We start from the raw sequence: 26,481 nt of genomic DNA, 5'->3' as shown, positions 1-26,481 counted from the left end.
AATTTCAGACAACTGTGCCTGAAGTCCTTTGGAAGAAAGTGACAGATGTCCATAAAAAGATGGATAATGTTTGTATACGTCTGATGTCAATGCCCTCTCATGTGATTCTGATAGAAATAAAATATATGAATATATTTGGTAAATAGGGGCGTTTTTTGTATCTTTGTCGCAATAAAAACACATTACTACGAAAAGTACTGCTATGTTTACTGAGTAAAAATCACAGAAACTTATTGCCTTGCAGATGTTTTCAGCGCTATTATTTTGTAAATGGCAATCAAAATATAATACAAGATTAACAGCAGACCAGGAAAGAAATTGAATTTCAACATCTATTGGAATGCTTTTACGAAAAGATTCCGTAAATTTGCACTTACTTGTTGCATTCATCCAGGTAAGAATACTCATGGAAGGTTAAAAGACTTAAATGTATTCCATATAGAAACAAGTTATGAATGATCTGCCATTTAATATTAAAACAAGAATATATAAAGATGACAAATCGACTTTGCTATATTTCCCGTAATTATAGAGGTGTTACAAGTTCTGGAAGTAAGGCCAAGACCGATAATGAGATAACACTGCTTGAAATGGGGGCTCACAATTTAGGGCTTCCTTCTACATATTATCGGAGTAAGATCATTACTTTCTTTTTGGATCTATTGGGTATTTTCAAATTGGTGATGACGATCAAACCGAATGATATCTTGGTCCTCCAGTATCCTGTAAAGAAATACTTTTCCTTTATCTGCAATATAGCTCACAGGCATGGGGCTAAGACGGTTACCGTCATCCATGACTTGGGTTGCATGAGGCGTAAGAAACTGTCTGAGGATCAGGAGATTCACCGCCTGATGCACAGTGACTATGTTATTGCATCCAATGAATCAATGGCATCATGGCTTCGTGATCACGGTTATCAGCATCCTTTATATGCGTTGGGACTGTTTGATTATCGAAGTGAGGCTTGTGCCCATTTTCCGGAATTGATTAATGCCAGTCATCAGTTGTTTACGCTGGTGTATGCAGGGAGTCTGGCGATGCGCAAGAATAGTTTCCTGTTGAAAATACAACCTCAGATCAAGAATTACCAACTCCAGATTTATGGTGACAGAGACGGATTACCGGAATTGAAGGATTCGAATTATTTGCATGTCAACGGTTTTATGGATTCTGATGATTTCATCAAGCATGTGAAAGGTGATTTCGGGCTTGTCTGGGACGGTGACAGTCTAGATACTTGCAGTGGTTCATTTGGAGAATACCTGCATTGGAATAGCCCTCACAAGGTTTCCTTCTATCTTCGTGCCGGTCTTCCCGTTATTGTTTGGCAGGATGCTGCCGTTGCCCCGATTATCCAAGAAGAGGGCATTGGAATCTGCATCAAACGACTGTCTGAACTGAACAACCTTCTTCCGAAAATCTCTGATCAGAAGATTTACGAGATGCGGAAGAATGTTTATCGCGTCAGTGAAAGGCTGCGTAAGGGGGGCTATCTGAAAACCGTCCTTGAAACTGTCATGAACCGGGAAGCGGTTGAATAGACGGATGATAGGGAATGTTGAACTCCTTGTTCGAGGACCTGTAAATGCTTATTTGCTGAAAGGTAAGGACGATTTGTGCAGATGATCGGAATGTACCCGAATGAATTGGGATACATTTTCTATGATTTTCAACAATAAAAAGAATCTTTATTTGTGACTTCATATTCAATCCGTAATCTTTTTTATCGGATTGAAGTTGTCTTGTCTTTTGATCCGTCTATTATTGATGGAACAAGGGTAGATCAGCGGTTCAGAGAATCTGCAAAAGTCTTGTTAAATTACCTTTTTTTTCACATTAATCTTATCTCTATGTTGATAAATTTTGGTAAGTTTGCATAATAAGATGAATCTTGATATTATTTATTAACGGAAACGGAAAAGATAAAAGTAAATACGGAAAATGATAAGATTGTCAAAGTCTGTTGTAGGTGAAGCAGAGTCTACAGCTGTAGCTCATGTGATCAATGATATCGGTTATCTTGGCATGGGTGAAATAGTGGGACTTTTTGAAAAAGATCTGGAAAATTATATAGGTGGAGGCATGAAGTGCATCTGCGTGAACAGTGGTACGGCAGCATTGCATTTGGCTATCCAGGCTGTTACCAAACCTGGGGATGAAGTTTTGGTGCCTTCCTTTACTTTCGTTGCTACCTACCAGGCTATCACTGCTGCTGGTTGTATACCTGTAAGTTGTGAGATCGATCCGGACTCTCTGTTATTGGATTTGAAGGATGCAGAGCGGAGGATAACGCCCCGTACAAAGGTCTTGCTGCCGGTTTACTTTGCCAGTAATCTTGCACATATGGATGACTATCGGGAGTTTGCCCGCAAGCATCATCTGCGCTTGGTAGAGGATGCAGCCCATGCTTTCGGATGCCGTCATAACGGCAAATTGGTCGGTTCTTCCGGAGATATTGTCTGCTTCAGTTTTGATGGTATCAAGAATATCACATCAGGTGAAGGTGGAGCCATATTTGCTTCAGACCAAAAAGTCATTGATGCAGTGAGTGATGCCCGTCTTCTGGGGGTCATGAAAGATTCTGAAAAACGCTATAAAGGGCAGCGCAGTTATGTGTTTGATGTCGTAGCTCAAGGCTATCGTTATCATATGAGCAATATCTTCGCAGCCATCGGAAGGGTACAACTCACACGTTTTGAGAAGGAGTTCGTTCCCAAGCGGCAGCATATCGCACAATTGTATACCGAACTCCTCGGCCATAATGAAGATGTGAAGTTGATCCCCATGAACTATCATGAGATCGTTCCCCATATCTTCCCGGTTTTGATTTTACACGGCAAACGGGAAAAACTGATGAAGCAGTTGACGGAGCACGATATCCAGTTTGGCATTCAGTACCGTCCTAACCATTTGCTCACTTATTTCAAGACGGATTATCCTCTACCGATCACAGAAGACATTTACAAGAAGATCATTTCTCTTCCGATGCACCCTGAACTGACGGATGAAGATGTAAAATCCATTTGTTCCATTGTCAATAATCTGTAGAAATAGAGACCCCTCGTGTTGTCTTTCAAGATACCGGGGGATCTGACAATTAAGATTTAGCTGATTACCAATTAAAAACCTGCCTTGTCCATGAAAGTTGTAATTTTAGCCGGGGGATTTGGAACTCGTTTGTCCGAGTATACGAAATTAATTCCGAAGCCTATGGTAGAGATTGGGAGCAAACCCATTCTCTGGCATATTATGAAGCATTATTCAAACTACGGTTATAAGGATTTTGTCATTGCCTTAGGATACAAGGGGGAAGTGATCAAGAACTATTTCCTCCAGTACTATGTCTTAAGTAATGATTTTACGATTGACCTCAATGGAAATCATATATCCTACATCAGAGAAAGACCTTTGGATTGGAAAGTTTCTCTCGTGGACACAGGCGAGAACTCGATGACGGGAGGTCGGATCCTGCGTCTGAAAGATCTGATAGGAAAAGAAGATTTCATGTTGACTTATGGTGATGCTGTATCCAATGTGAATATCAGTGAACTGGAACGTCGCTATCATCAGTCAGGAAAATTGGCGATGGTCACAGCTGTCCATCCTACTGCCCGCTTTGGAGAACTCTCGATAGATGAGAACGATATAGCCCATAGTTTCAAAGAGAAACCCCAGGTCAATCAAGGTTGGATCAATGGGGGCTATTTTGTGCTGAGTCCAAAAATCTTCGATTATATCAAAGATGACTCTACTGTCTTTGAAAGAGAACCTCTGGAATCAGTGGCACGGGAAGGAGAGTTGGCGGTCTATAAGCATGAAGGATTTTGGCAATGTATGGATACTGTGCGCGACCGTGATTATCTGAATCATTTATGGGATGCCGGGAATGCACCTTGGACACAACCTTATTCCTCTGAAAAATAAAATTATATTATGGCAAATTACGAAATACGGCCTTTGCAAATGAGGATGCTGGACATCATTACAGCATTGGACAAGACTTTATCTGAACATGGAATACATTACGGCATGTTCGCTGGTTCTCTGATTGGAGCTGTCCGTCATCATGGGTTCATTCCTTGGGACGATGATATGGACGTACTGATGCCCCGGCCGGATTATGAACAGTTTATCCAACATTCCAAAGAATGGCTGCCGTCAAGATACGAGTTTGTCTGTGCCGAGAATGATCCGAAGTACCCTTTGCCTTTCGGCAAACTCCAGGATGCAGAGACGACATTGATAGAACGGCTTCATTTCCGTTATCTAGGGGGTGTTTACGTCGATGTCTTTCCTTTGGATGCTGTACCCAGCAACTGGTTGGCCCGGCATTGGCAGTATACCCGTTATGAATTTTACAAGCAGGCGCTCTATCTGGTTCATCGTGACCCTTACAAGCACGGCCACGGCATGAGCAGTTGGATCCCTTTGCTGACCCGCCGTCTGTTTACGATGCAGGCATTGCAGAAGAAGATCCGGAAAATACTGATCAGATATGATTATAATAAATGTAAGTTGGCCGCCGATTATACTGATGGTCTGCGGGGGGTGATGAGCAAGGAAATCAATGGCATATACGGACCGTATACCTTTGAAGGCAGAACCCTTCAGGGGATTAAGCGTTACGATGAGTACCTCACTCAAATCTATGGAGACTATATGAAGATTCCCGATGGCGAACATCAGCGTCAGCACAATTTCTTCTATCTCGACCTGAACAAGCCTTATAGGGAATACAAAGGGAAATATTGAGATTAATCTAATCGATATAAAATTCAAGATAATGACAGTATTGGAAAAGGATTTTGGACATACCTTAGAAGGGTTGTCTGCTCAGGAGAAGGCAAAATTGAATGGTGCCACCATTCTGATTACAGGTTGTGCCGGATTCCTGGGATATTATTATATGAATTTCTTTCAGGCAGAAGCTCGGCGATTGGGCTTGAAACGGGTGATCGGACTAGATAACTTTATGTTGGGTTATCCGGCTTGGATCGACCAATTGAAGAAGAACCCTTTGTTTGATATCCGCAAATTTGATATCATCAAAGATAAGATAGAGAATATAGAAGGAGCGGCTCAAGCCGATTTTATCATTCATATGGCTTCCATTGCTTCTCCTGTCTTTTATCGTAAATATCCGATAGAGACTTTGGATGCTAATGTCTGGGGACTGCGCTCTTTGTTTGAGTTCTATAAGAACAAGGCTATCAAAGGTTTTCTCTTTTATTCCTCCAGTGAACTCTATGGTAATCCGGATGCGGCACATGTGCCTACATCTGAGGACTACTACGGTTATGTATGCGCTACCGGCCCCCGTTCATGCTATGACGAGTCAAAGCGTTTCGGCGAGACCATGTGTATGTTGTTTGCCCAGCGCTACAATATGCCTATAGGAGTTGTCAGGCCCTTTAACAACTATGGACCCGGGATGCGAATTAATGATAAACGCGTACCTGCTGACTTTGCTCTTGACGTGATGGAAAACCGTGATATCGAGATTCTTTCCAATGGCTCACCCACTCGTACCTTCTGCTATATTGCCGATGCAGTCTGTGGTTACTTGAAGATATTGCTTCATGGTACTTATGACTATTTCAATATAGGGATGGATCGCCCTGAGATCAGTATTTCCCAACTTGCGGAAATTTATGCAGCTGCCGGCAAGGAAGTTTTCGGTTATACAGGCAAAGTGATCTATGCTGAATCCCATGATCATGCTTATTTGGTCAATAATCCTCAGAGACGCTGCCCAGACATCAGTAAGGTACGCCGGGTTCTGGGTTATGAACCGACAGTCTCAGTTGAAGACGGTGTCAAGCGTTTTCTCACTTTCCTCAAGGAGAGTGACGAGAAGGAGTACAAATGGTAAAAATCGTCAATATTATCTTTAAGACAGAAAAATGGTAATTACGGTATTCGGATTAGGTTTTGTCGGATTGACGACTGCCTTGGGGTTTGCGGAGTTTGGACATACTGTCTATGGCGTAGAGGTGGATCAGGAGCGACTTGAGACCATCAAAAAGGGTCATCTGCCTTTTCTTGAATCGGGTCTGGATGAGGCTCTTAAGCGTCATCTGAACCGGAATTTCCATCCTATCTCCCTCAAAGAACTGAGCGAACCTATTCAGAAGAGTGAGTGCGTCTATTATTGTGTGGGCACACCTTATGGCAAGGATGGTCAGGCAGACCTGACTTATCTTTTTAAAGCCATAGATGAGACCCTTGACCTGATCAAGGATGACCATTTCCGGGTTCTGGTCGTGAAATCGACCATTCCCCCTTCCACAACGGAAAACAGGATCATCCCGCATATCTGTGAGCGTGGTGTTGAAATAGGTAATTCGACCGCTGATACGGATCAGTCCGGAACATTGCATATTGGAATAGCCAATAATCCCGAGTTTCTGCGTGAAGGCCATTGCTGGGATGATTTCATGAATGCAGACCGTATCGTACTAGGCGTTTCTGATGACAAATCGGAAAAAGTGTTGCGTGAAGTCTATGCATCGACTTCTATCCCTATTTTCTGTGTGTCTCTGAATACGGGCGAGTTCATCAAATATTTGTCCAATACCCTTTTGGCAACCCTTATCAGTTTCTCTAATGAAATGTCAGAGATTGCCGATACGATCGGGCATATAGATATCGCCAAAGCCTTTCACATTCTGCATATGGACAAGCGGTGGGGAGGAGCCTCAATGTCTTCTTATGTCTATCCCGGATGCGGCTATGGCGGCTATTGCCTGCCTAAAGACACGAATGCGCTTTATGCAGTGGCCAAATCTGCAGGTTTTGATGCTTCCATTTTGAAGAATGTCATCAATACGAATGACAATATGCCTGAGTTTATGGCAAAACGAATCATCAAGGCTGCTGGAGAGAAGGGCAAGGATTCGAAGATCGCCATACTCGGACTGTCTTTCAAACCCGGATCTGATGATGTCAGGGATACGCCAAGTGCCAAGATCATACGTCAGTTGATCGGGCAGGGTTATAAGCATATCTTAGGGTATGACCCGGTGGCGAACGAGGAATTCAAGAAGTATTATGATCTGCCGCTCGTCTATTATGATCGTTTTGAAGCCATATTGAAGGACGCAGACATCTTGGTCATCGCAACGGCGTGGGATGAATTTAAGTCTGTCCGCTCATTGACAGATAAAAAGATAGTTGACTGCAGGTATATTTTAGATTGATCGATTGTATTTTTGGATGAAGCAATAATAGATGGTTACTTATAGATAACCGTATCATCTGTTAAATTTCGAATTTTCGAACGATTAAAAGGTAAAACAGGATATTTGTACTTGACATTTTTATATCTTTGCAAGTCATGGAAATGAAACGGCATTTGATTATCGGTTACGATGCCAAGCGTATTGTTTGCAATAGTACCGGGTTAGGCAATTACTCGCGGAACCTTGTCAATTCGCTCGTAACGGTAGACAGGGATATAGAATTCAAACTGTATGCGCCTTGTGAAGGCAGGCAAGAACTCCGGGAGCAAGTTCTTCCGGCTGAAAACGTTGGTTTCGTCTATCCTCATTCTATGCATTGCCGTCTGCAACGTGACCTCTGGCGATCCTCTGGGATCGTAAAAGACCTGTTGCGGGACAAAGTCAATCTTTTCCATGGCTTGTCAGGGGAATTGCCCCGTGGACTATATCAGGCAGGTATCCCCGGTATAGTTACCATCCATGACCTTATCTTTCTGCGTCATCCTGAATATTATCATTGGATAGATGCCAAGATCTATGCCCGAAAGTTCAGGATCACATGCCGGGAAGCCTCACGTATCGTGGCCATCAGTGAATGTACAAAGCGCGATATTCTTGCTTTCAGTGATTTCCCTGAGTCTAAAATAGATGTCATCTATCAAGGATGCAGTAAACAGTTTGGGGAAATCAGTGAGGAAGACAAACTCCGGGTCAAAGAAAAATACCATTTGCCGGAACATTATATTCTGAATGTAGGCACGATAGAGAAGCGGAAGAATGTCTTGCTGGCTGTTAAATCCTTGTTGAGGCTTCCTCAACAACTCTCATTAGTCATCATCGGCAGGGCGACGAAATACGTCACAGAGGTCCGGAAATTTATAGATAAGCATCAGTTAAGCGACCGTATCCGGTTCCTCTATAATATACCTAGTGAAGATCTGCCGGCTGTCTATCAGTTGGCTTCAGTCTTTGTCTATCCTTCTCGCTACGAAGGTTTCGGTCTTCCTATTATAGAAGGTATCCAGTGTGGCCTTCCAGTTATCGCCTGTAAAGGGTCGTGCCTGGAAGAAGCAGGAGGTCCTGACAACCTTTATGTCGATCCTGATGATGATGAAGGGATGGCTAATGCCATTAAGCGTTTCTCGGATGATGATTCTTTCCGCCGGCAGAGTATAGCCCGCAGTCAGAACTATATCCAGCGTTTTGAAAAGCAGGATCTGGCAGTCCAGATGCTGCAGGAATATCAGAAATTGCTTTGATGTCCATATCAATGAATATCGAACGCAATGAAAGGAATGGGCTTAAGAAGAGACCGTCTTTGCATAAAACGGAAAAAGACCTTTAATATAGATCGATGATCTATAAAAAAGGTCTTTCCAATCATGTCATAGAAGAATAACTTTCTACTATGGCTTGAGGGTAAATGCTTGATTGACACTATCCGGTTTGTCTATGAAATAAGCATATATAACGAAAACGACAATAGCTAAAGCGACAACAACAAAAAGGCGGGAAAGCCATTTGTTGATCTTTTCTTGTTTAATGTGCTGTCTTTCACTTTTGTGGAATGCCTCTCGTGCATCTTCGGGCTCTAAACTTTTTGTTTGTGATCTAAATTTCATAACTCTTTAATTTTCCTTATTCAATTATAGATTGTGTCTGTATATATTGATCAATCCCTTTTGGCGCTTTGATAATGCCTTGGGAATTGTTCGAATCAAATATTTTCTGATTGGCACTCATGTCTCTTTTTGTGCTCGCTTCAGGGTGCTCTAAATGATATTCAATGGCTTTGAACTTAACGAGTCTTTTCTTGATCCCGAGTCTGCGGAGCCGTGCTGTCAAATCAATGTCTTCAAATCCGTAACCGATGATCCTTTCATCATAACCATTGACAGCGTAAACGTCCTTTTTCCAGAATGCCATGTTGCATCCACGTTCCTTTTTGTTTTTCTTATAGTAATGAAAGAACGGAGTGAGCAAAGGGCAACGAAAAATGTTCAATTTGCGATGTGCCCCTTGTGAGAAGAAATTAAAATGGTAATTCTTCTCTTGTATGCATTTTTGGGTTAGTTCTTTAGAGAGTTTTCCCCTGCTCCCGTGCATATAATACCCTAGTCTGGCTTCTGAAATGTGGTCAGCAATGAAATGCTTTTCCAGAATGATGTCGCCATCCGTTTGAATGATATAGTCTCCCTCACAGGCTGCAAATGCCTTGTTCATGATGACAGTTTTCTGAAAACCCTTATCTTCGTGCCAGACATGTTTCAGAGTGAATGGCAGTTTGGTTTTCAATTCTTTCAGCATCGTCTTCGTATCTTCTCGTGAGCCGTCATCGGCTATAACGACTTCGTAAGGGAGTACAGTCTGTCTCGAAACACTTAGCAGAGTCAAGTAAAGGGCTTCTTTTCTATTATAGGTTGATATGACAAGACTGACTTTAATCATTGCAATTTGTGTGATCTAGAGATGAATTGGGATGCAAGGGTTGTTCGACAAGATGGTCAAGACTATTTATCTGTCTTTCAGAGGAATGGAGATATTCATGAAGTTTCTTCTGTGTGAAGAAAAAATAGCATATTCCCAGTCGTTCTGTAACAGTACATTTTTTTGCCATCTGATGAAACAAAGTTTCTATTTCAGGCTTGTAGATAATTTCACAATTCCGATACGTTTTGCGCAAAATATGCAATATAAGTTGACGCTGTGTCCTTTCACAAAAAGGATCGATGTTTTGGATAAAGTCAGACAAAATGATGGACCATGATCTGGCATCCAATTCATGACAGAGATGCATCACGGAATGAGGGTTCTGCCTATTGTAAAAATAGGTGACCTCAAAACAGAAGGCAATGGATTGCACATTTTTCGCCAGATAGAAAGACCAGTCTTCGTCTTCGTGTTTGATCCCGTTTATGAAATACAAGTTGCATCTTTGTATAAGGTCTAAGCGTACGAGTTTGTTCCAAGGTGTGACCGGGATAGGTTTGCGATGAAGGAATGCTTTTTTTATCCATTTCTTGTTAGCAGAGTATTCTGGTACATGTTTCCTATTGTAATAGGTAGAGACAGGTTCTTGGTCCACTTGCATGCCTCCCTGGACAATATCTACACTGGGGTATTTCATTGCCAGTTTAACAAGACTTTCGATACAGGTCGGGCTGATAGAGTCGTCACTGTCTATGAAATAGATGTATTTGCCTTTAGCGAGATCGATGCCGTGATTGCGTGAAAAACCAATACCTCCGTTTTTTTGTGAGTAGATCGAAATACGCGGATCTTCTTCTGCGATGTCTTCGCAGATGGACAGACTGTTGTCTTCGGAGCCGTCATTGATGATGATGATCTCCAGATTTTTGTAAGTCTGGCGAATGACGGACATTAGACACTTTTTTATATATTCATCAGTATTATAAACGGGTATAATAATGCTGATGAGTGGCAATATCCTTGTTTCTTCATCTATTATGTTTTTATACAAATCCATTATTGTCTCGTTTAATTTTTTGCAATATCTTGGTTGGGAACTGCAAAATTACTGATACTTATAATCAAAATCCAGTATGGATATCTATTTTTTATTAGTCCGGTTTAATGTAGATGTTTCGCCTTTTAACAGAATTGAAATATTCTAAGACGAAATTACACGAATCGCAGTTTCACACATTCTACTTGTTAAATGCATGGAGAACTCAAATCTTGCATTTCAATCTGATTTTTTTATCAGATACCGGATTTGGAAAGTTTAACTTGAAGCTTATTTGTTCTTATGACTGAATTTCATTTTATAGACTAGGCTAATATCTTTTCCTGCTATAATCAGGACAACAGATACGAGAACCAGTATGATGCCGAAAATGATTCTGGCATTGATCATTTCATTGAAAAAGCAGCAACCGATAATCAAGGCAGTGACCGGCTCCAGCGCTCCCAATATGGCGGTAGCTGTAGGACCGATGTATTTGATGGCCATTGTCAGGAAAATAAGTGAAATGACAGTCGGGAAGATCCCTAAACCAATTGCGTCTATCCAGAGACTGGGTTGAGGAATGGGCTGTAGACGGGTGCACCCATGAAGCATGATGATATAAAGTGACGTTCCAAAAAGAATAGCATAGAAATTGAGTTTGAAATTGGGCAGTTTATTCAGTGATGTTTTATCACAGCCCACCATATAGAGTGCGTAAGTGATCGCTGAAAGGAATGAGAATATGATTCCGGTAGAACTAAGAGGATCCCCCGTAGAAGTTTTTTCTGTCATGGAAATGCCGATGACGGCAAGACTGATGGATAGAATAGTGGACAAGTTCATCCGCTCGTGGAAAAATACAGCCATAATGATGGCGATCAAGATAGGATATACGAAAAGAATGGTTGAGGCAATGCCTACATCCATATATTTATAACTTAAGAAAAGGAACAGGGACGAAGCACTGAAGAGAAGTCCCAAGATAATGAGCCATACCAGGTCTTTACGCTTGACGAAAAAGGACTGACGTTGATACAACATGAGAAATGCCATTAAAACGGCAGCTATGCCATAACGGTAAAACAAGACGGAACCCACTGTCATGCCCGCTTTATAAAGGGGTATGGCAAATAAAGGATTCGTCCCATAACTTGCGGCGGATACTGCACCAAGGATATAACCTTTTGTTAGATTACTGATTTTCATTTCTCAGGGTGCAAAATTACACTTTTTCTTGTAATATACAAAAGAAATAGGCGTCTTATCTGCCTTGGAAGTAAACAAGAGACAATATTATGGATAAGGTTCTTGTTTTTGAAGATTTGATTTGGTGAATCCGGGAATTATAACTAATTTTGTCTTATAATATCAAGACTATTGAACCTTAACATGAAATTTTTCCTATGATATGTAAGAAAACGCTTTTATTATCTCTGGCTTTTTGTGGCCTGTTGCTTCCTGACTTTGCCCGGGCTTCTTCGTCTACGGTGTATCGTACTTCGTCACGTCTGATGGAAACCGGGAGACCTTATGTAGAAAGTCCGGTACAAGCTCGGAACCGACAGAAGTTGGTCAGCAATGCCAATGCAGATTCGAAGTTTGCTGTCGGTAACGGTACTTTCCTGTTGAACGGCAAACCTTTTGTCATCAAGGCGGCAGAAATTCATTATCCCCGTATACCTCGCGCTTATTGGGAGAACAGGATAGAGATGTGCAAGGCACTCGGAATGAATACGTTGTGCCTGTATGTCTTTTGGAATCTGCACGAACCTCAGGAAGGGAAGTTTGACTTTACTGCCGATAAGGACGTGGCTGCTTTCTGCCGGTTGGCACAGAAGCATGGTATGTATGTCATCGTCCGCCCCGGACCTTATGTATGTGCAGAATGGGAAATGGGAGGTCTGCCTTGGTGGCTCCTTAAGAAGAAGGACATCAAACTCCGGGAGCAGGATCCTTATTTCATGCAAAGGGTCAAGATCTTTGAAGAGAAGGTCGCTCAGCAACTTGCACCTTTGACGATTGCTCACGGTGGTCCTATCATCATGGTGCAGGTAGAAAATGAATATGGGAGTTATGGCGTCAACAAGCCTTATGTCCGGGCTATTCGGGATATGCTGAAAACGGATTGGGGGAAAGTCGTCCTCTTCCAGTGTGACTGGAGTTCCAATTTTGAGAATAATGGATTGGATGATCTTTTGTGGACAATGAACTTTGGCACAGGTGCAAATATTGACCAGCAGTTTGCCCGCCTGGGCCAGCTCCGGCCTCAGTCTCCTAAAATGTGTTCTGAATTCTGGAGTGGTTGGTTTGATAAATGGGGTGCTCATCATGAGACGCGCCCGGCTGCCGAAATGGTTGACGGGATCAATGAGATGCTTTCAAAAGGTATTTCCTTCTCGCTCTATATGACACATGGAGGAACGAGTTTCGGGCATTGGGCAGGGGCAAACAGTCCCGGTTTTGCTCCTGACGTGACTTCTTATGATTATGACGCTCCGATCAATGAGTATGGTCTGCCGACAGAGAAATTCTGGATTCTCCGGAAGGTCATGCAGAAATTCAGTCCCGTTAAACTCCCGAAGGTTCCTCAACCGGTAGCCAAGTTGATTTCCATTCCTTCGTTCAAACTTACTGAGCATGCACCTCTTATCAATGGTGTGGACAGCATGGGCTCAGGGCTGAAAACTTTCGAGGATATGAATATGGGTTGGGGAAGCATGATCTACACGACGACTCTCCCCCGTATCGATCATCCTACTGTGTTGACGGTCAATGGCCTCCATGACTATGGTCAGATCTTCATCAATGGAAAATGGATGGGGAAAATTGACCGGGTACTGGGTGAGAATGCGATAGCTTTGCCTGCTATGAATGCATCGCAGAACAAGTTGACGATCGTCGTAGAGGGAATGGGGCGCATCAATTTCGGTCGTGCGATAAAAGATTATAAAGGTATTACGGGTTCTGTAGCCTTGGAGAGCAAGGATTCTTTAGGAACGCTGAGTTATGCCCCGGAGCACTGGACGAGTTATACGATACCAGATACTTATGCCGATGCTGTCAAGGCTTTCCGAGTCAAGGGGAGTCAGAACCTTGTATCAAACTGGGAGAATTCTGCTGACGAGAACCGAATGGGTTATTATCGGGGCTATTTTAATCTCAAGAAGACTGGAGACACCTTTCTTAATATGGAGGCTTTCGGAAAGGGATTGGTTTATGTGAATGGCCATGCTCTGGGAAGATTTTGGCATATTGGTCCCCAACAGACGCTTTACCTTCCCGGATGCTGGTTGAAGAAGGGCAGGAATGAGGTCATTGTGCTGGATATAACCGGTCCTCAAGGAGCGCCTGTATGCTATGCTGAGAACCATCCTGAACTGAATAAACTGCATCTGGAGAAGTCGGCTGCTCATAACCAACCGGAAGACCAACCTGACTTGAATTCCAAGACGCCTGTGGCATCCGGTCAGATGAAACCGGGTAATGGCTGGCAGACCATTCATTTCGCACAACCGGTAACAGGTCGCTATCTCGCTCTTCAGATCATGGATAACCAGAATGGACAGGACGTCAGTTCTATAGCAGAACTCTATCTGAGAGATTCTGCCGGTAATCGCCTCAATCGTGACGGTTGGACCGTTAAGTATGCGGACAGCGAGGATGTCTTTAACAACCATACCGGAGAGAAGGCCTTTGATCTGCAGGAAAGTACGTATTGGAGTACGGTAAAAGGAAAATCCTTCCCGCATCTACTCGTAATAGATTTGGGATCTAATCAGACGGTTACAGGATTTGACTATCTGCCCCGTGCTGAACAGGGTGCTCCTGAAAGCATTGGCAGTTATAAAATCTTCGTTTATTGAGCATTCAAAACTCATCTCTTTCAACCGTACGATTCTATGCTGACGGTTGTGAGATAAGTGGAGGAAAAATAGAATTTGAGAACTGTAAATAAAGTCACTAGTATGATTCATAGATTTATTTCACCGGCGTGTCATTTAAGACGATGGCTGTCAATAGTGCTCGTGGCGGGATTGTGCACTGTGCCGATGTTGTCAATGGGTAAAAACCATTTTTGGAGAGACAAAGGCGCTTACTTGTTTACGTATTTTACAGATGCTACACATAGCTTATTCATGGGTATCAGTTATGATGGGTATACATTCACCGCTATAAATGATGGGCAACCTGTGATAGCCGGTGACACTGTGGCAGAGCAACATGGCATTCGTGATCCTCATATCTATCGTGCACCTAATGGCTGGTTCTATATGGCTATGACCGATTTGCATATCTATGCTCAGAAACTCGGACTTCGTCCTACACTTTGGGAACGTCCTGAGAAATATGGCTGGGGAAATAATCGCGGACTTGTCCTGATGCGCTCGAAAGATCTGATTCACTGGACACATACAGAAATTCGTTTTGACAAAGCGTTTCCGGATGAACTCAAAGATATTTGCTGTGTATGGGCTCCCGAAACGATCTGGGATCCGGAAACTAATCAGTTGATGCTGTATTTTACCATGCGTAAGAATCCCGATGATATCTGCCATTTATATTATGCTTACGTCAATGAGAATTTCACGAAACTCATTTCCAAACCCGTACTTCTTTTTAAGTTTAATGATCCTAAAGTTCCGACAATCGATGCAGATATCTGTCCTATGCCTGACGGTCGCTATTTCATGACTTATGTTGCTCAGGAAAATCCGGCCGGCATCAGATATGCTATCAGTAACCATATCAATCGGGGATATGTGACGACAGCTCCACAGATAGATTCGGAGAAGGGCGGTTGCGAAGCTCCTCAGACCTGGAAACGGATCGGTCAAAACAAATGGGTGACCATGTATGACATCTACAGTATCCAACCTCATAATTTCGGGTTTGTCGAAACCTCAGATTTCAGAACTTTCAAACCCCTTGGCAGATTTAATGAAGGGGTAATGAAAGCCACTAATTTCGTGTCGCCTAAGCATGGTTCTGTTATCCGGATTTCGAGAAAGGAAGCTCAACGTCTAGTCAGTTATTGGCAGAATCATTGAGAAGATAACTGAATAACCGGTGCTCGATAATAACCGGGTGCCCGCCTTCAGAAGTTTACTAAGGTGACTTGACGGCGTTGTCCCTTTATCGAGACCGACTTGAGACAATAGTAAGAGACAGTTTGCGAAATGCACCATAATGGTAGACCATTATGGTGCATTTTGGTAGACCATTATGCACCATTTTGGTATCTCCTCAATTATAGTAGGAAGTCAGACGACTTCTCTTCAGGTCGTATACCGGTTCTCAAGTCTTTTATACCCGGTTTCTCAAGGCAGATGACGTCATTTTTCCTTGTTTTGTGTGATGAAATCTTTAGGGAGGATATGGAAGACCCTTTTGAAACACTTTGAGAAATATTGAGGCGTGTTGAATCCAACCTTAATTGAAAGTTCTTGTATCGGGATATAAGGATTCTCCTTAAGCATCTGATACGCTTCTTTCAGGCGTATGTTCGTGATGAACCCGATGATACTTTGACCAGTCATCGCACGCAGTTTATTGTAGAGTGTCGATGGGCTGACCATCATGTCACTAGCAAATTCATCACGGCCGTAATCCGTATCCGAGAGGTGCTTCTTCACACAGGCAATTGCCTTTTCCATGAAGATCGTCTCCGGATTACTGTTATGCTGCTCTTTAGGCCTCAAATCAGTTTGTGATTCGAAACGCTCACGAATTCGCTGACGGTTGAGGATAATGTTGTTGATACGTATTTGCAGATCTCTCATCCTGAAAGGTTTGGTGAGATACTCGTCTGCACCGGAATTAAAACCGATGTTCTGGTCTTCTTCAGTGGTTTTGGCAGTCAGTAGGATGACAGGAAGTTGCGCAAAGTCCTTGTCACCTTTTATTTTTCGGGTCATTTCGATTCCGTCCATGACCGGCATCATCACGTCTGAAACGACCAGGTCCAACTCTTTCTTTTGGACAGTGTTCCATCCCTGTAATCCGTTTTTGGCCGTGAAGATCTGATATTCCTTACTGAGGAAGGCTTTCATGATGGCGAGCAGTTCCGTATTGTCTTCTACCAGCAGAATCTTATAACCGTCTTCAGGACCGTTCTCTTCGTCTTCGGAATCGGGAGTAACCGTCGGGAAATCACTGCCGGCATTTTCTGATAGCGGTTTAACTTCTTCAAGTGCCGGTTCATGGTCAATCTCCTGTTTACTGTAGTCCTGTTTCCTGATCGGCAGGATGATAGTAAAGGTCGTACCTTCTCCCTCAACGCTCTTGCAATCGATCCTGCCATGATGGAGCAGGACAAGGTCGTGCGTCAATGAAAGTCCTATTCCCGTGCCTTGAGTGGCCATTTTGCGATAGTCACCGTCCAAAAACCTACTGTACAGATGGCGGAGTTTGTCCTTGGATAGACCTATGCCGTTGTCACTGACCTGGAGTTTGGCGTGTCCGCCATCAGTTTCAAGAGAAACGTCCACCTCGCCTCCTTCCCTATTGTATTTGATGGCATTGGAGATCAGGTTGTATAGGATCTTATCCAGTTTGTCCGGATCGAACCAGGCGGGAGTCTTTTCTTCTGGGATATGCAGGATCAATTGGGTATGGTTTTTCAAAGTCATTGGCTGGATGTTCTCACAGATATTCTTAACGGTAGATGTCAGATCCCCTTCTGATACCAACAGTTTCAGTTGTCCTGACTGTGACTTCCTGACTTCCAGAATCTGTCGCAAGAGATAGGTCAGACGGAAGATATTGTTCAGGATGCTGTTGTAGTGGTTCTTATATTCCGGAGCGCGGTTTTGCAGATCCTCTACCGTAGCAGAGATGACGGTCAGCGGCGTGAGCAGTTCATGTGTGATATTCGTGAAGATGACGGACATCTGCAGACGGTTCTTGATCTTGAGGTAACCCTTGTACCAACTGATGACACCGTAGACAGCCAGGATAAAGAGAAGGACGTAGATGGAAAAGGCCCATCCCGTAGCATACCAGTGAGGCAATATCTGTATTTCGATGTCATACGGCAGATTCTGCCATTGACCATAGTGGTCGGCAGCCTTTATTTTCAAGTGATAAGTTCCGGAAGGGAGGTTCTGATAAGTGGCCTGATGAGCACCGTTACGGCAATATTGCCAGTCCTTGTCATAACCCGTCAATTGGTAAGCATATTTGTTATGTCTCAAATCAGAATAAGAGAGCAGGGCAAATTCTACACCGATCTTTCTTATAGATGCAGGAATGGAGATCTCTCGGGTATAGGTTGGGGTGATTTTTGAGATCTTTTTTCTCAGGGAAGAATCCAGTTGTGCATAGGATTCATTGTCAGCAATGATATCTGTGATGATCAGCTTAGATTTCCTATGGTTGGGAAAGGCTTCCTGTGTAGGGAAGGAGAAAAATCCTTTTCTGCCACAGATAAACATTTCATTCTTATATTGGAAAGAGGCATTGGGAGAGAAGAGGGCGTCATGGAGGCCGTCTTCATCCGAGAAACTCATGATGTCGGGGATGTCTTCTCCATGCCTGAATGAGAGTCTGATGAGTGCGTCATCTGTCGTGAGCCAGAGATTGCCTGATCGATCCTCATTGATGGAGAAAATACGGTCACCATTAATATGGTAGATGCGGTTCATAGGTTCAAATCGATCCTTGTCTCGGTTATATTTAAACAATCCGCCGCTGTTCGAAATGGCCCATAGGCGTTTCTTCTTGTCTTGGTAGCAGGCGGTCGCATCATCTACGGCATAATTATGATGATCCGGGCTATATTGATGATACCTGAGCCGGTTGGGGGTATAAGGATTTCCACTGATGCGGATGATCCCTTCATTGTCTGTGGCGAGCCATATATTTCCTTGTGAATCCTGGGTGATGTTCCTGACATCACATTTGGAAAATTGAGAATTCCCTTCATGAGGTAATAATCTGATACCTTTATTATTAGGATAGACGATACTGATGTCACTTCTAGTTCCTATCCACATGATTTTTCCAACTGATTCGAAGAGAGCCGAGACAAAATTGTCTGTAATATAAGGTGTATTATCAATTGTCAGTTGTTTAACTTGTCCGTCAGTTTTCTTGATCAGTATGCCGTAACTGTTGTTGGCAAACCAGATTTCGCCATTGTCTCTCCTCACGATCGATGAGACCTCTGCTCCCAAGACCTCTTGAGATAATGCACCGAAACCGGGAATGCTGTTCCTGAACAGACTTTTGCCGGTTTTCCGATTATACAAGGCCAATCCATAAGGATTCATTCCAAGCCAGAACCAAGTACCGTCTGAGGTATAGATAGAAGTAATGGAGTTGATGGAAAGAGGGAAGTGGGACGTATCGAGTGTCCAGAATTTGAATAAAGACGGATGCGTGTTCACTTGGAAAAGGCCATGATTGAAAGTACCTATCCAGATGTTCCCCTGATTGTCTTTACAGATATCATTGCTGAAATCGAGTGGACTGTCATTGGTCGAAGCATAATGCGTCCATTGTGCATGAGGATCATTGAGGTTCAGGGTACTGACACCCTCCCTCGAGCAAGCCCAGAGGATATTGGGCTGAGGCCCGTCTATTATCTTATAATAGGTGTCGAAATTATGAGGTTGATAAGGATATTGGTGAATCTTCGGATTCACATAGTTTTCAGGTTGATCAAGTCTTATGATTCCGAATCCCCACGTTCCGACCCAAAGCCGGTGCCATTTGTCGAAATGAAGGGAATAGGCGGAATTACGGGTATTCAGTTCAGGGTATTGATAGAACAAATGACTGCCGGGGCGAAATCGGATCAGCCCATTATTCCAAGTTCCGAAGAAAATATTCCCGTGTTCGTCTTCAGTAATAGATTTTACACTATAATTAGTTATTCTCTGGATTTTTTGTCCGGATTTTACTCTAAAAGTATTGGAGTGGTCATAGGTGTAGAATTTATTGGCTTGGGGAATATAATAAGACAGTCCACCGTCAGTACCTATCCAGATTTTGCCGTCCTTTGAGCAATAGATGGTATATATGATACGCTGATTATCTGTAGGTAAGTGGAAGGTATAGAATTTGCCGGTCCGCTTGTCCAACTTCATTAGTCCGTTACTGGTACCTATCCACAAGCAGTCATGATGGTCTTCGGTAATGCAGCGTATTTGGTTGTTAGGCAGTATGCCTGGAGAGAAAGCGTCAGATTTAAAGGTCTTGATACTATATCCATCATAAACCTGTAAACCGGAATTGGTTCCCAGCCACATTAATCCGACTTGGTCGAAGAAAACACATCGGAATTCATCAGATGTCGAATTCTTTGTAATTTGCGATACCTGGTAAGGAAATTTCTGAGCGTTGCATAAACCGCTGATGAGACAGAATAGGATTAAAGCATAATTTCTCATGGGACTGAGATCGTTTCGTTATTACTATGCAAATGTAGCAATAAAAAATAGATAAAACAGATTTTTTCACAATATGTTCCATCAATTTAATGAATAGTTTAGCCATAGATTGTTGATAATAATGATATTTGCAATTGGAAAGTGAACCTACATATTACCAAGAAGAACCTAACTTAATAAATGTACCAATGGAATATAATCATAATTTATTATTAAATCCTTTGACAGTTATTGTTACTGTAGAAGATACCGTGAAACGGTTGAGGTTATTTGAAGTACTCTTTCATCCGATTTGAGATTCCGCAAAGAGTCTCAATAATGTGAAATGGGTAGAGAAAAATGAGTTTAATTTAATTGATTAACCTAATAGAATAACATTTAGAAATGGTTTCCAAGGTAATTATTAAAGTAAAACTTATTAGACTGTAAGATAATCTACTAATGAGGTAGAATGTAGTTTATCCGGCTTTATTGATCATATTTTAAGATAAATAATTACTTAATGATTTAAATTTTATATTCATGAAAAATGCTAAGTTTAAGATCCTATTCTTAGGATTAGTAGTATTCTTGACATGTTCTTACGGATATAGTAAGGTGAAGGCATCAAGCCTTATCCGAATAGAACAGCAGGCTAAATCGATTACAGGCTATGTGTTTGATGAGAATGGTGAGCCTGTTATCGGAGCTACCGTGAAGGCTGCAGGTTCCACTAAAGGAACTGTGACAGACCTTGACGGAAAGTTCTCTCTTGATGTCCCTGTAGGGACTAATTTGTTTATTTCTTATATTGGATACAAACCTCAGACCATTAAGGCACAAAGTGCTTCTGTGAAAGTACATTTGGTGGTAGATGATAAAACCCTAAATGAAGTAATCGTTGTGGGATACGGAACTGTCAAGCGCAAGAACTTTACCGGTTCTGTTTCAACGGTCGATGTCGCCAACTCACCAATCTCTTTGTCTCCGACAACAAATGCTATGGATGCTCTTAGGGGAACAGTAAGTGGTATCTCTGTATCCCAGCAACAGGGTGCAGGCCAAGCGCCTTCCATGCAGGTCAGGGGTCAGAAGTCCATTAGTGGCAGCTCTGATCCTCTTGTCGTATTGGACGGCGTAATATATATGGGAAGCTATCGTGATATTGACCCTAATATCATTGAGAACATGAGCGTCCTGAAAGATGCTACTTCGCTTGCTGCCTACGGCTCTCAGGCTGCAAACGGTGTGATTATGATTACTACTAAGAAAGGCGTGGAAGGCAAGCCGAGGATCAACTTCAACACTTCTTGGGCATTTTCTACACCTACTTGTGAACCGGATGTGCTGAGTCCTTCCGATTATGTCAAAAAGGTTAATCTTTTAAGCGGCCTTGCCGAAGATGCTGACCCGACGTGGATGAATTCTTTTGAGTATAGTAATTACAAAGCGGGGAAGACCATTGACTGGTTTGACTATGTGACGAGGACTGGGGTAATGCAGAATTACAACGCATCAGTGTCCGGAGCCTCAAAGAATATCAATTATTTCTTTTCGGGTTCCTATGTCGATCAGTCCGGAGTCGTTATCGGTGACGACTATTCCCGTACGTCCCTGAACATGCACCTGCAGAGTGACATCACGAAATGGCTGCAGATAGGCACGGAAGCTGCCTATACCTACAATGACTATTCCGGTCCGACAACGTATGACCTTTATGAGGCTATCAGACTGAGTCCTTATGGTCAGGCAGAGCGCCCCAATGGAGCAGGCATAGAAAAATATCCTGTGAATGAAGGTGTATACAGGACGAATCCTTTATGGAGCGTCAAGAGCGGAACTATTGACGATTCCGATACTTATAATACGATGGACCTTCGGGGACATCTGTTGGTGAAATGTCCTTGGTTGGACGGCCTGTCTTTCAGAATGAACGGTACTTATTCCCTTGGACATGTCAACCGTGACTATTTCACTCATGAAGGAAACTATATCCTAGAAGGTGACAGTGAGGATCGCTATTCTCCGTCGACCATTTCTAATTATCTCTCCAAAGCCAACGGCTATACTGCCCGGACCAAGAACGTCTACTGGGTATGGGACAACATCCTAGACTACACGCATGAATTCGGCCAGCATTTCGTTGATTTGACACTGGTGTATACCAGAGATTCAAAGACCTATGACTACCGTTATTTCTCCGGTTCTGACTTCACCGCTTTGGGGAATACCACTCTGAGCTATTGGGGCTTGAATTATGCTGCGACCCAGAAGATCAACTCTATTAGTTATACCAAGCATAATGATGTCGGTTATCTGGCACGCCTGAACTATTCCTACAAGGATACCTATCATCTGGACCTGTCAGTACGCCGTGACGGCTCGTCTGTCTTTGGAGAGGATCATAAATGGGGTGTCTTCCCTGCAGTAGGCTTGGCATGGACCGTCTCGAACGAACCTTTCCTGAAGAAAGTCACACCGGTATCTTATTTGAAACTGAAACTTTCCTGGGGTAAGAACGGTAACCAGACCCTCAGCCCTTATGAGACTTTGTCCAAGATTACCCTTGGCCAAGCAGGAGGATACAGTTATCCCTTTGGCAATACGTCTGAAGTGAGTTGGGGACAGAGAATAACAGCACTCGGTAATAGCGAGTTGGCATGGGAGAAGACTCAGTCAATCAACTACGGTTTCGAGTTGGGCTTGCTCAAGAACCGTATTAATCTTAGTTTTGACGGCTACTTCTCCAAGACGACGGATCAGATATTCAGTCGCTCCATTCCTGTTATTATCAATGGTCTGACGAGTATGTACGCTACAATGGGACAGATCAACAACTTAGGAATAGAGTTCACCCTCAATACAAAGAATATCGAGACAAAGAATTTCCAGTGGGAATCCCAGTTGATCTATTCTTTGAACAGGAATAAGTTGAAGTCTCTCTATGGTGACGGCAAAGATGATATTACCAATAATCTGTTCCTGAACAAATCACTGGGTGTCATCTATGGTTATAAGAACATCGGTATCATTCAGTGTGCCTACGATGCCAACGGCAAGCCTGCCTATGATGCCAACGGCAATTTGGAGGTAGCTGCCGCAGACAAGGCTTATGCAGACGCTAACGGCGCCAAACCGGGTGACGTCAAATTCGAGGACATAGACGGTGACGGGAAGATCACTTCCAATGACCGTAAGATACTGGGCTATACTGTTCCGAATTTCAGGATGAGTCTTGGCAACACCTTGACATACAAGAATCTGCAACTCTACTTCCTCTTCACAGGTATTTTCGGAGGAAATGGATATGGCCGTAGTACAAATTTATATGCTTACCGTACAGCATCAGATGTTACTGGTGACAACAACCTGAATCACGGTTGGTGGACACCTGAGAATCCGAGCAATAAATATCCTAGCGTCAATTATACCAATGGCAACTATAAACCTCTTCAAGACTATGGTTTCGTACGTCTTTCCGACTTGACGCTGTCTTATTCGTTTACACAGCCATGGGTGAAGAATCTGAGAATCTCTAACCTTAAAATTTATATGGCTTGTAAAAATCTGTTTACTATAACGAATTGGAAGGGCGGAGACCCCGAAATCCAGCAAACTGTTGGAACGGGCTATAGCTATGGATATCCCCTATCGAGGACAGTATCATTCGGTATAAATCTTGCGTTTTAATTGAACCTTATATGATAATTTAATCTTATATCAATATGAAAATCAAAAATATATTAATGGTTTCGGCTATTGCCATGCTGGGCATAACGTCCTGCAACGACGATGATTTTCTCAAGGAAAATCCGAAGACTATTTATACAACATCTAATGCTTACAATACTGTAGATCAGGTCAAGGCTTGCCTGACGAATCTGTATGTACATATCCGTTACTGGTACCAGATCGACAACTTCTGGTGTGGCCTTGGTGCAGATGAGATGGATACTCCTTACTTCCGCAGTACGGGCAACGGGTACAGTAACTTCTCCAACTGGTCTTCAACTTCGAGTTCTTCCAGTAAGATCTTCGATGCCATGTATCAGTTGGTCAACTATGCTAACCAAGCATTGGAAGGATATAATTCTGCTAATATCACTTGGGATAATGCCCAAGAGAAAGCAGAAGCATATGGCGAAATAATGTTTTTTCGAGGCTACGGTTACCTGTCCCTTGGTGAGATGTTCGGGGGTGTACCTATTGTGGACAAGTTCTATGAGACACTTAAACTTGACTTCAGCCGCTCCTCGAGGGCAGAGACGTACAGGTTTGCGATCAATGATCTGAAACGTGCTGCCTCCAATCTGACTGATTATCCTTATGAAGCGGGGAGAGTAGCACGCGGTGCAGCCTGCCACTTCCTTTCCGAAGCTTACCTTGCCCTGGCTACGATCAATAACAACAATGCTGCCCAGTTGGATACAGCCATCGCTTATGCAGACACGGTCATGGCAATGCACCCCCTGATGACTTCCCGTTTCGGTACGAGGGCAGTCTCCGGAAACGTAAAGAACGGTATCGATTCCTACTATAAGGACGGCAATGTATTCTTCGACCTCTTCCAGGAGGGCAACTACGACTATTCGGAGGGCAATACTGAGGCAGTATGGACTTTGGAAAATGATTATACCGTTTATCATCAATATGGGGGTGACAACTATGTTCCGTCTCCACGAAATGCATCCCCTGTCCTGCGTGATGCGACTTGGGGCTCTGCTTATAAGAATACCGGCGGTGGCGCAGGCCCCTGGGCTTCGAACATCAACACTTCCGACTATCCCGGCGGAAACGTCTGTGCTTATCTCGGCGGTCGTGGCGTAGCTTCTTATGCACCTACCGACTATGTGATCGAACAGATTTGGAACAACGATGAGGGTGACATCCGCAATGCGCCCTGCAATATCAGGCGGACTTTCGTCTGCACTGACACGCTGAGCAGCATGTACGGCAAGGAATGTGGTATAGATATGCTTGACGCCACTTCTCAAAGAATTACAGAATTTTATCCAATATGGACAAAACTTGCTCCTGTTGACGACTGGGGATATGACGACATTAGTGACGGTGGAAATCGCTCCAATATGTATTGTGACCGCTATGCGGTACGTTCGGCAGAGACGTTGCTGCTCCGCGCGGAGGAGAAGCTCCGCAAGGGTGACAAGGCAGGCGCTGCGGCTGACGTCAACATCCTGAGGAAGCGTGCCCAGTGCAAGGTTCTGGCGACGGCTTCTGATATGACGCTGCAGTACATCCTCGATGAGCGTGCGCGCGAGTTGTACGGCGAAGAGCGCCGCTGGGTGACTCTCCTTAGAATGGGGGAAGACGGCATCAAGAGCATCAACGACCATGCCATGTATATTGCCTACCAGCCTTATTGGAAAGGGTACTTCAAGGCCTCCCAGCAGTCCATCACGAAGTGGACTCTGTGGCCGATACCTCAGACAGTGATAGATGGTAACTCAGATGCTAAGATTGAACAGAATCCGGGTTGGTAATTCTTGATTTTTAGATATAACTGATGAATAATAAGTTATAAGAATGTTCTAAAACAAACTATTTTAGTTATCATATTTTGATTTTTATCTCTCTTCATTCAGATAAAACTGGATGGAGAGAGATTTATAAGTTAGAGTGAAAAACAGAGGCTACTTTCTTATCGATATATTTAGTAGTGAATCATGTAAAATAAAAACACTTATAGTTGTTGCTGAAAAGGAAAGGAAAATAACTGATCCATAATAAATTTCTTAATCATCAGATTAATGAAAGTCTGATCTGATGATTTTTTTCATGTAAAGAGATAGCTGAAGACGGTTTGCCTGGTAATTAGAAATCGTACCCTTGTTTAGATGAAATCTATAACAGATATTTACGACGATCGTACCGCTGCAAATAGTCAGGAAAAAAACTGGAATGAACTTTACATAGGACGAGTGTGCCTCAATTTTTATATGTCTACGGAGTTGTACCAAACATATAAAAATGTATTTTTCATAATTTGTTCTATCAAATTAATGATTTGTTTAACATTAGATTGTTAATAATATTGATATTTGCAAAATTAAAGTAAACCTAAATTTATTTGTATAAATAAAATTGATATTAATTAACTTATCATGAAACTTGATATTAGCTTATTTCAGGGATCTTTGCCGGTCAATAGTACTCCAAAGATAACAGTAGAAAGAATCGATCCTTTAAAATCTCTATTTAAACAGAAGTGCATGGTTATTAATGAAATACCGATAGTATATAACTTATATAAATTGGTATATTCAGAGAGGATGTGGTAGCCTAATATTGGTTGACCACTTTTCTCCTTAAGCCTGAATTAAGTTGTTCATTATTTTCCTTAATCCTACATATGGTTGACATTTTATCTTCTAATCCTGATAAAGGTTGACTTCTATGC

Annotated in this window: 16 protein-coding genes; 11 read left to right on the top strand and 5 right to left on the bottom strand. The window is 42.8% G+C overall.

Annotated elements, in window-relative coordinates; genetic code table 11:
• Positions 1-494 precede the first annotated feature (494 nt).
• The 7 genes from NG821_RS07135 to NG821_RS07105 all read left to right on the top strand — a co-directional run bounded on the left by NG821_RS07135 (position 495) and on the right by NG821_RS07105 (position 8,482).
• On the top strand, positions 495-1,544 hold the full coding sequence (locus NG821_RS07135; RefSeq protein WP_252760971.1) for a galactofuranosyltransferase: 1,050 nt from the start codon (positions 495-497) through the stop codon (positions 1,542-1,544).
• A gap of 400 nt (positions 1,545-1,944) precedes the next feature.
• Positions 1,945-3,051 (top strand): DegT/DnrJ/EryC1/StrS family aminotransferase, encoded by a 1,107-nt coding sequence (locus tag NG821_RS07130; protein WP_252760970.1) that lies wholly within the window; start codon positions 1,945-1,947, stop codon positions 3,049-3,051.
• A 90-nt stretch (positions 3,052-3,141) separates the two neighbouring features.
• Positions 3,142-3,927 (top strand): glucose-1-phosphate cytidylyltransferase, encoded by a 786-nt coding sequence (rfbF, locus tag NG821_RS07125; protein ID WP_252760969.1) that lies wholly within the window; start codon positions 3,142-3,144, stop codon positions 3,925-3,927.
• 9 nt (positions 3,928-3,936) lie between these two features.
• On the top strand, positions 3,937-4,755 hold the full coding sequence (locus NG821_RS07120; protein WP_252760968.1) for a LicD family protein: 819 nt from the start codon (positions 3,937-3,939) through the stop codon (positions 4,753-4,755).
• 31 nt (positions 4,756-4,786) lie between these two features.
• Positions 4,787-5,875, top strand: coding sequence for an NAD-dependent epimerase/dehydratase family protein (locus NG821_RS07115; RefSeq protein ID WP_252760967.1), 1,089 nt, complete (start codon positions 4,787-4,789; stop codon positions 5,873-5,875).
• A 31-nt stretch (positions 5,876-5,906) separates the two neighbouring features.
• Positions 5,907-7,202: a UDP-glucose dehydrogenase family protein gene (locus NG821_RS07110; RefSeq protein ID WP_252760966.1), complete on the top strand. Its 1,296-nt coding sequence runs from the start codon at positions 5,907-5,909 to the stop codon at positions 7,200-7,202.
• A 137-nt stretch (positions 7,203-7,339) separates the two neighbouring features.
• Positions 7,340-8,482, top strand: coding sequence for a glycosyltransferase family 4 protein (locus NG821_RS07105; RefSeq protein ID WP_394802065.1), 1,143 nt, complete (start codon positions 7,340-7,342; stop codon positions 8,480-8,482).
• 147 nt (positions 8,483-8,629) lie between these two features.
• On the opposite strand, the gene NG821_RS07100 is transcribed toward NG821_RS07105, so the two are convergent.
• From NG821_RS07100 to NG821_RS07085, 4 genes are all read right to left on the bottom strand, one after another.
• Positions 8,630-8,845 carry a hypothetical protein gene (locus NG821_RS07100; RefSeq protein ID WP_252760964.1) on the bottom strand — a complete coding sequence of 72 codons (216 nt, stop codon included), beginning with the start codon at positions 8,843-8,845 and terminating at the stop codon, positions 8,630-8,632.
• Between the two features lie 16 nt (positions 8,846-8,861).
• Positions 8,862-9,671 carry a glycosyltransferase family 2 protein gene (locus NG821_RS07095; RefSeq protein WP_252760963.1) on the bottom strand — a complete coding sequence of 270 codons (810 nt, stop codon included), beginning with the start codon at positions 9,669-9,671 and terminating at the stop codon, positions 8,862-8,864.
• Entirely contained in the window at positions 9,664-10,710 is a 1,047-nt protein-coding gene (locus tag NG821_RS07090; RefSeq protein WP_262921869.1) for a glycosyltransferase family 2 protein, read from the bottom strand. The genes NG821_RS07095 and NG821_RS07090 overlap by 8 nt, the downstream gene beginning before the upstream one ends.
• Positions 10,711-10,980: 270 nt before the next feature.
• Positions 10,981-11,898 (bottom strand): DMT family transporter, encoded by a 918-nt coding sequence (locus NG821_RS07085; RefSeq protein WP_252760961.1) that lies wholly within the window; start codon positions 11,896-11,898, stop codon positions 10,981-10,983.
• Positions 11,899-12,095: 197 nt separating this feature from the next.
• Between NG821_RS07085 and NG821_RS07080 the strand changes: the two genes are divergently transcribed.
• Entirely contained in the window at positions 12,096-14,555 is a 2,460-nt protein-coding gene (locus NG821_RS07080) for a beta-galactosidase (RefSeq protein ID WP_252760960.1), read from the top strand.
• A 102-nt stretch (positions 14,556-14,657) separates the two neighbouring features.
• Positions 14,658-15,740, top strand: a complete 1,083-nt coding sequence (locus tag NG821_RS07075) for a glycoside hydrolase family 43 protein (RefSeq protein ID WP_252760959.1) — start codon at positions 14,658-14,660, stop codon at positions 15,738-15,740.
• A 285-nt stretch (positions 15,741-16,025) separates the two neighbouring features.
• Here the strand turns inward: NG821_RS07075 and NG821_RS07070 are convergent, their stop codons facing one another.
• Entirely contained in the window at positions 16,026-20,084 is a 4,059-nt protein-coding gene (locus NG821_RS07070; RefSeq protein ID WP_252760958.1) for a hybrid sensor histidine kinase/response regulator transcription factor, read from the bottom strand.
• Between the two features lie 522 nt (positions 20,085-20,606).
• Here NG821_RS07070 and NG821_RS07065 point away from each other — a divergent pair.
• Both NG821_RS07065 and NG821_RS07060 read left to right on the top strand, forming a co-directional pair.
• On the top strand, positions 20,607-23,753 hold the full coding sequence (locus tag NG821_RS07065) for a SusC/RagA family TonB-linked outer membrane protein (protein ID WP_252760957.1): 3,147 nt from the start codon (positions 20,607-20,609) through the stop codon (positions 23,751-23,753).
• Between the two features lie 35 nt (positions 23,754-23,788).
• Entirely contained in the window at positions 23,789-25,564 is a 1,776-nt protein-coding gene (locus NG821_RS07060; RefSeq protein ID WP_252760956.1) for a RagB/SusD family nutrient uptake outer membrane protein, read from the top strand.
• Positions 25,565-26,481: the final 917 nt, after the last annotated feature.

Source organism: Segatella cerevisiae, from assembly GCF_024054555.1.
GTDB lineage: Bacteria > Bacteroidota > Bacteroidia > Bacteroidales > Bacteroidaceae > Prevotella > Prevotella cerevisiae.
The sequence above is the reverse complement of the archived record's forward strand: the minus strand, read 5'-3'. Positions and strand labels throughout refer to the sequence as shown.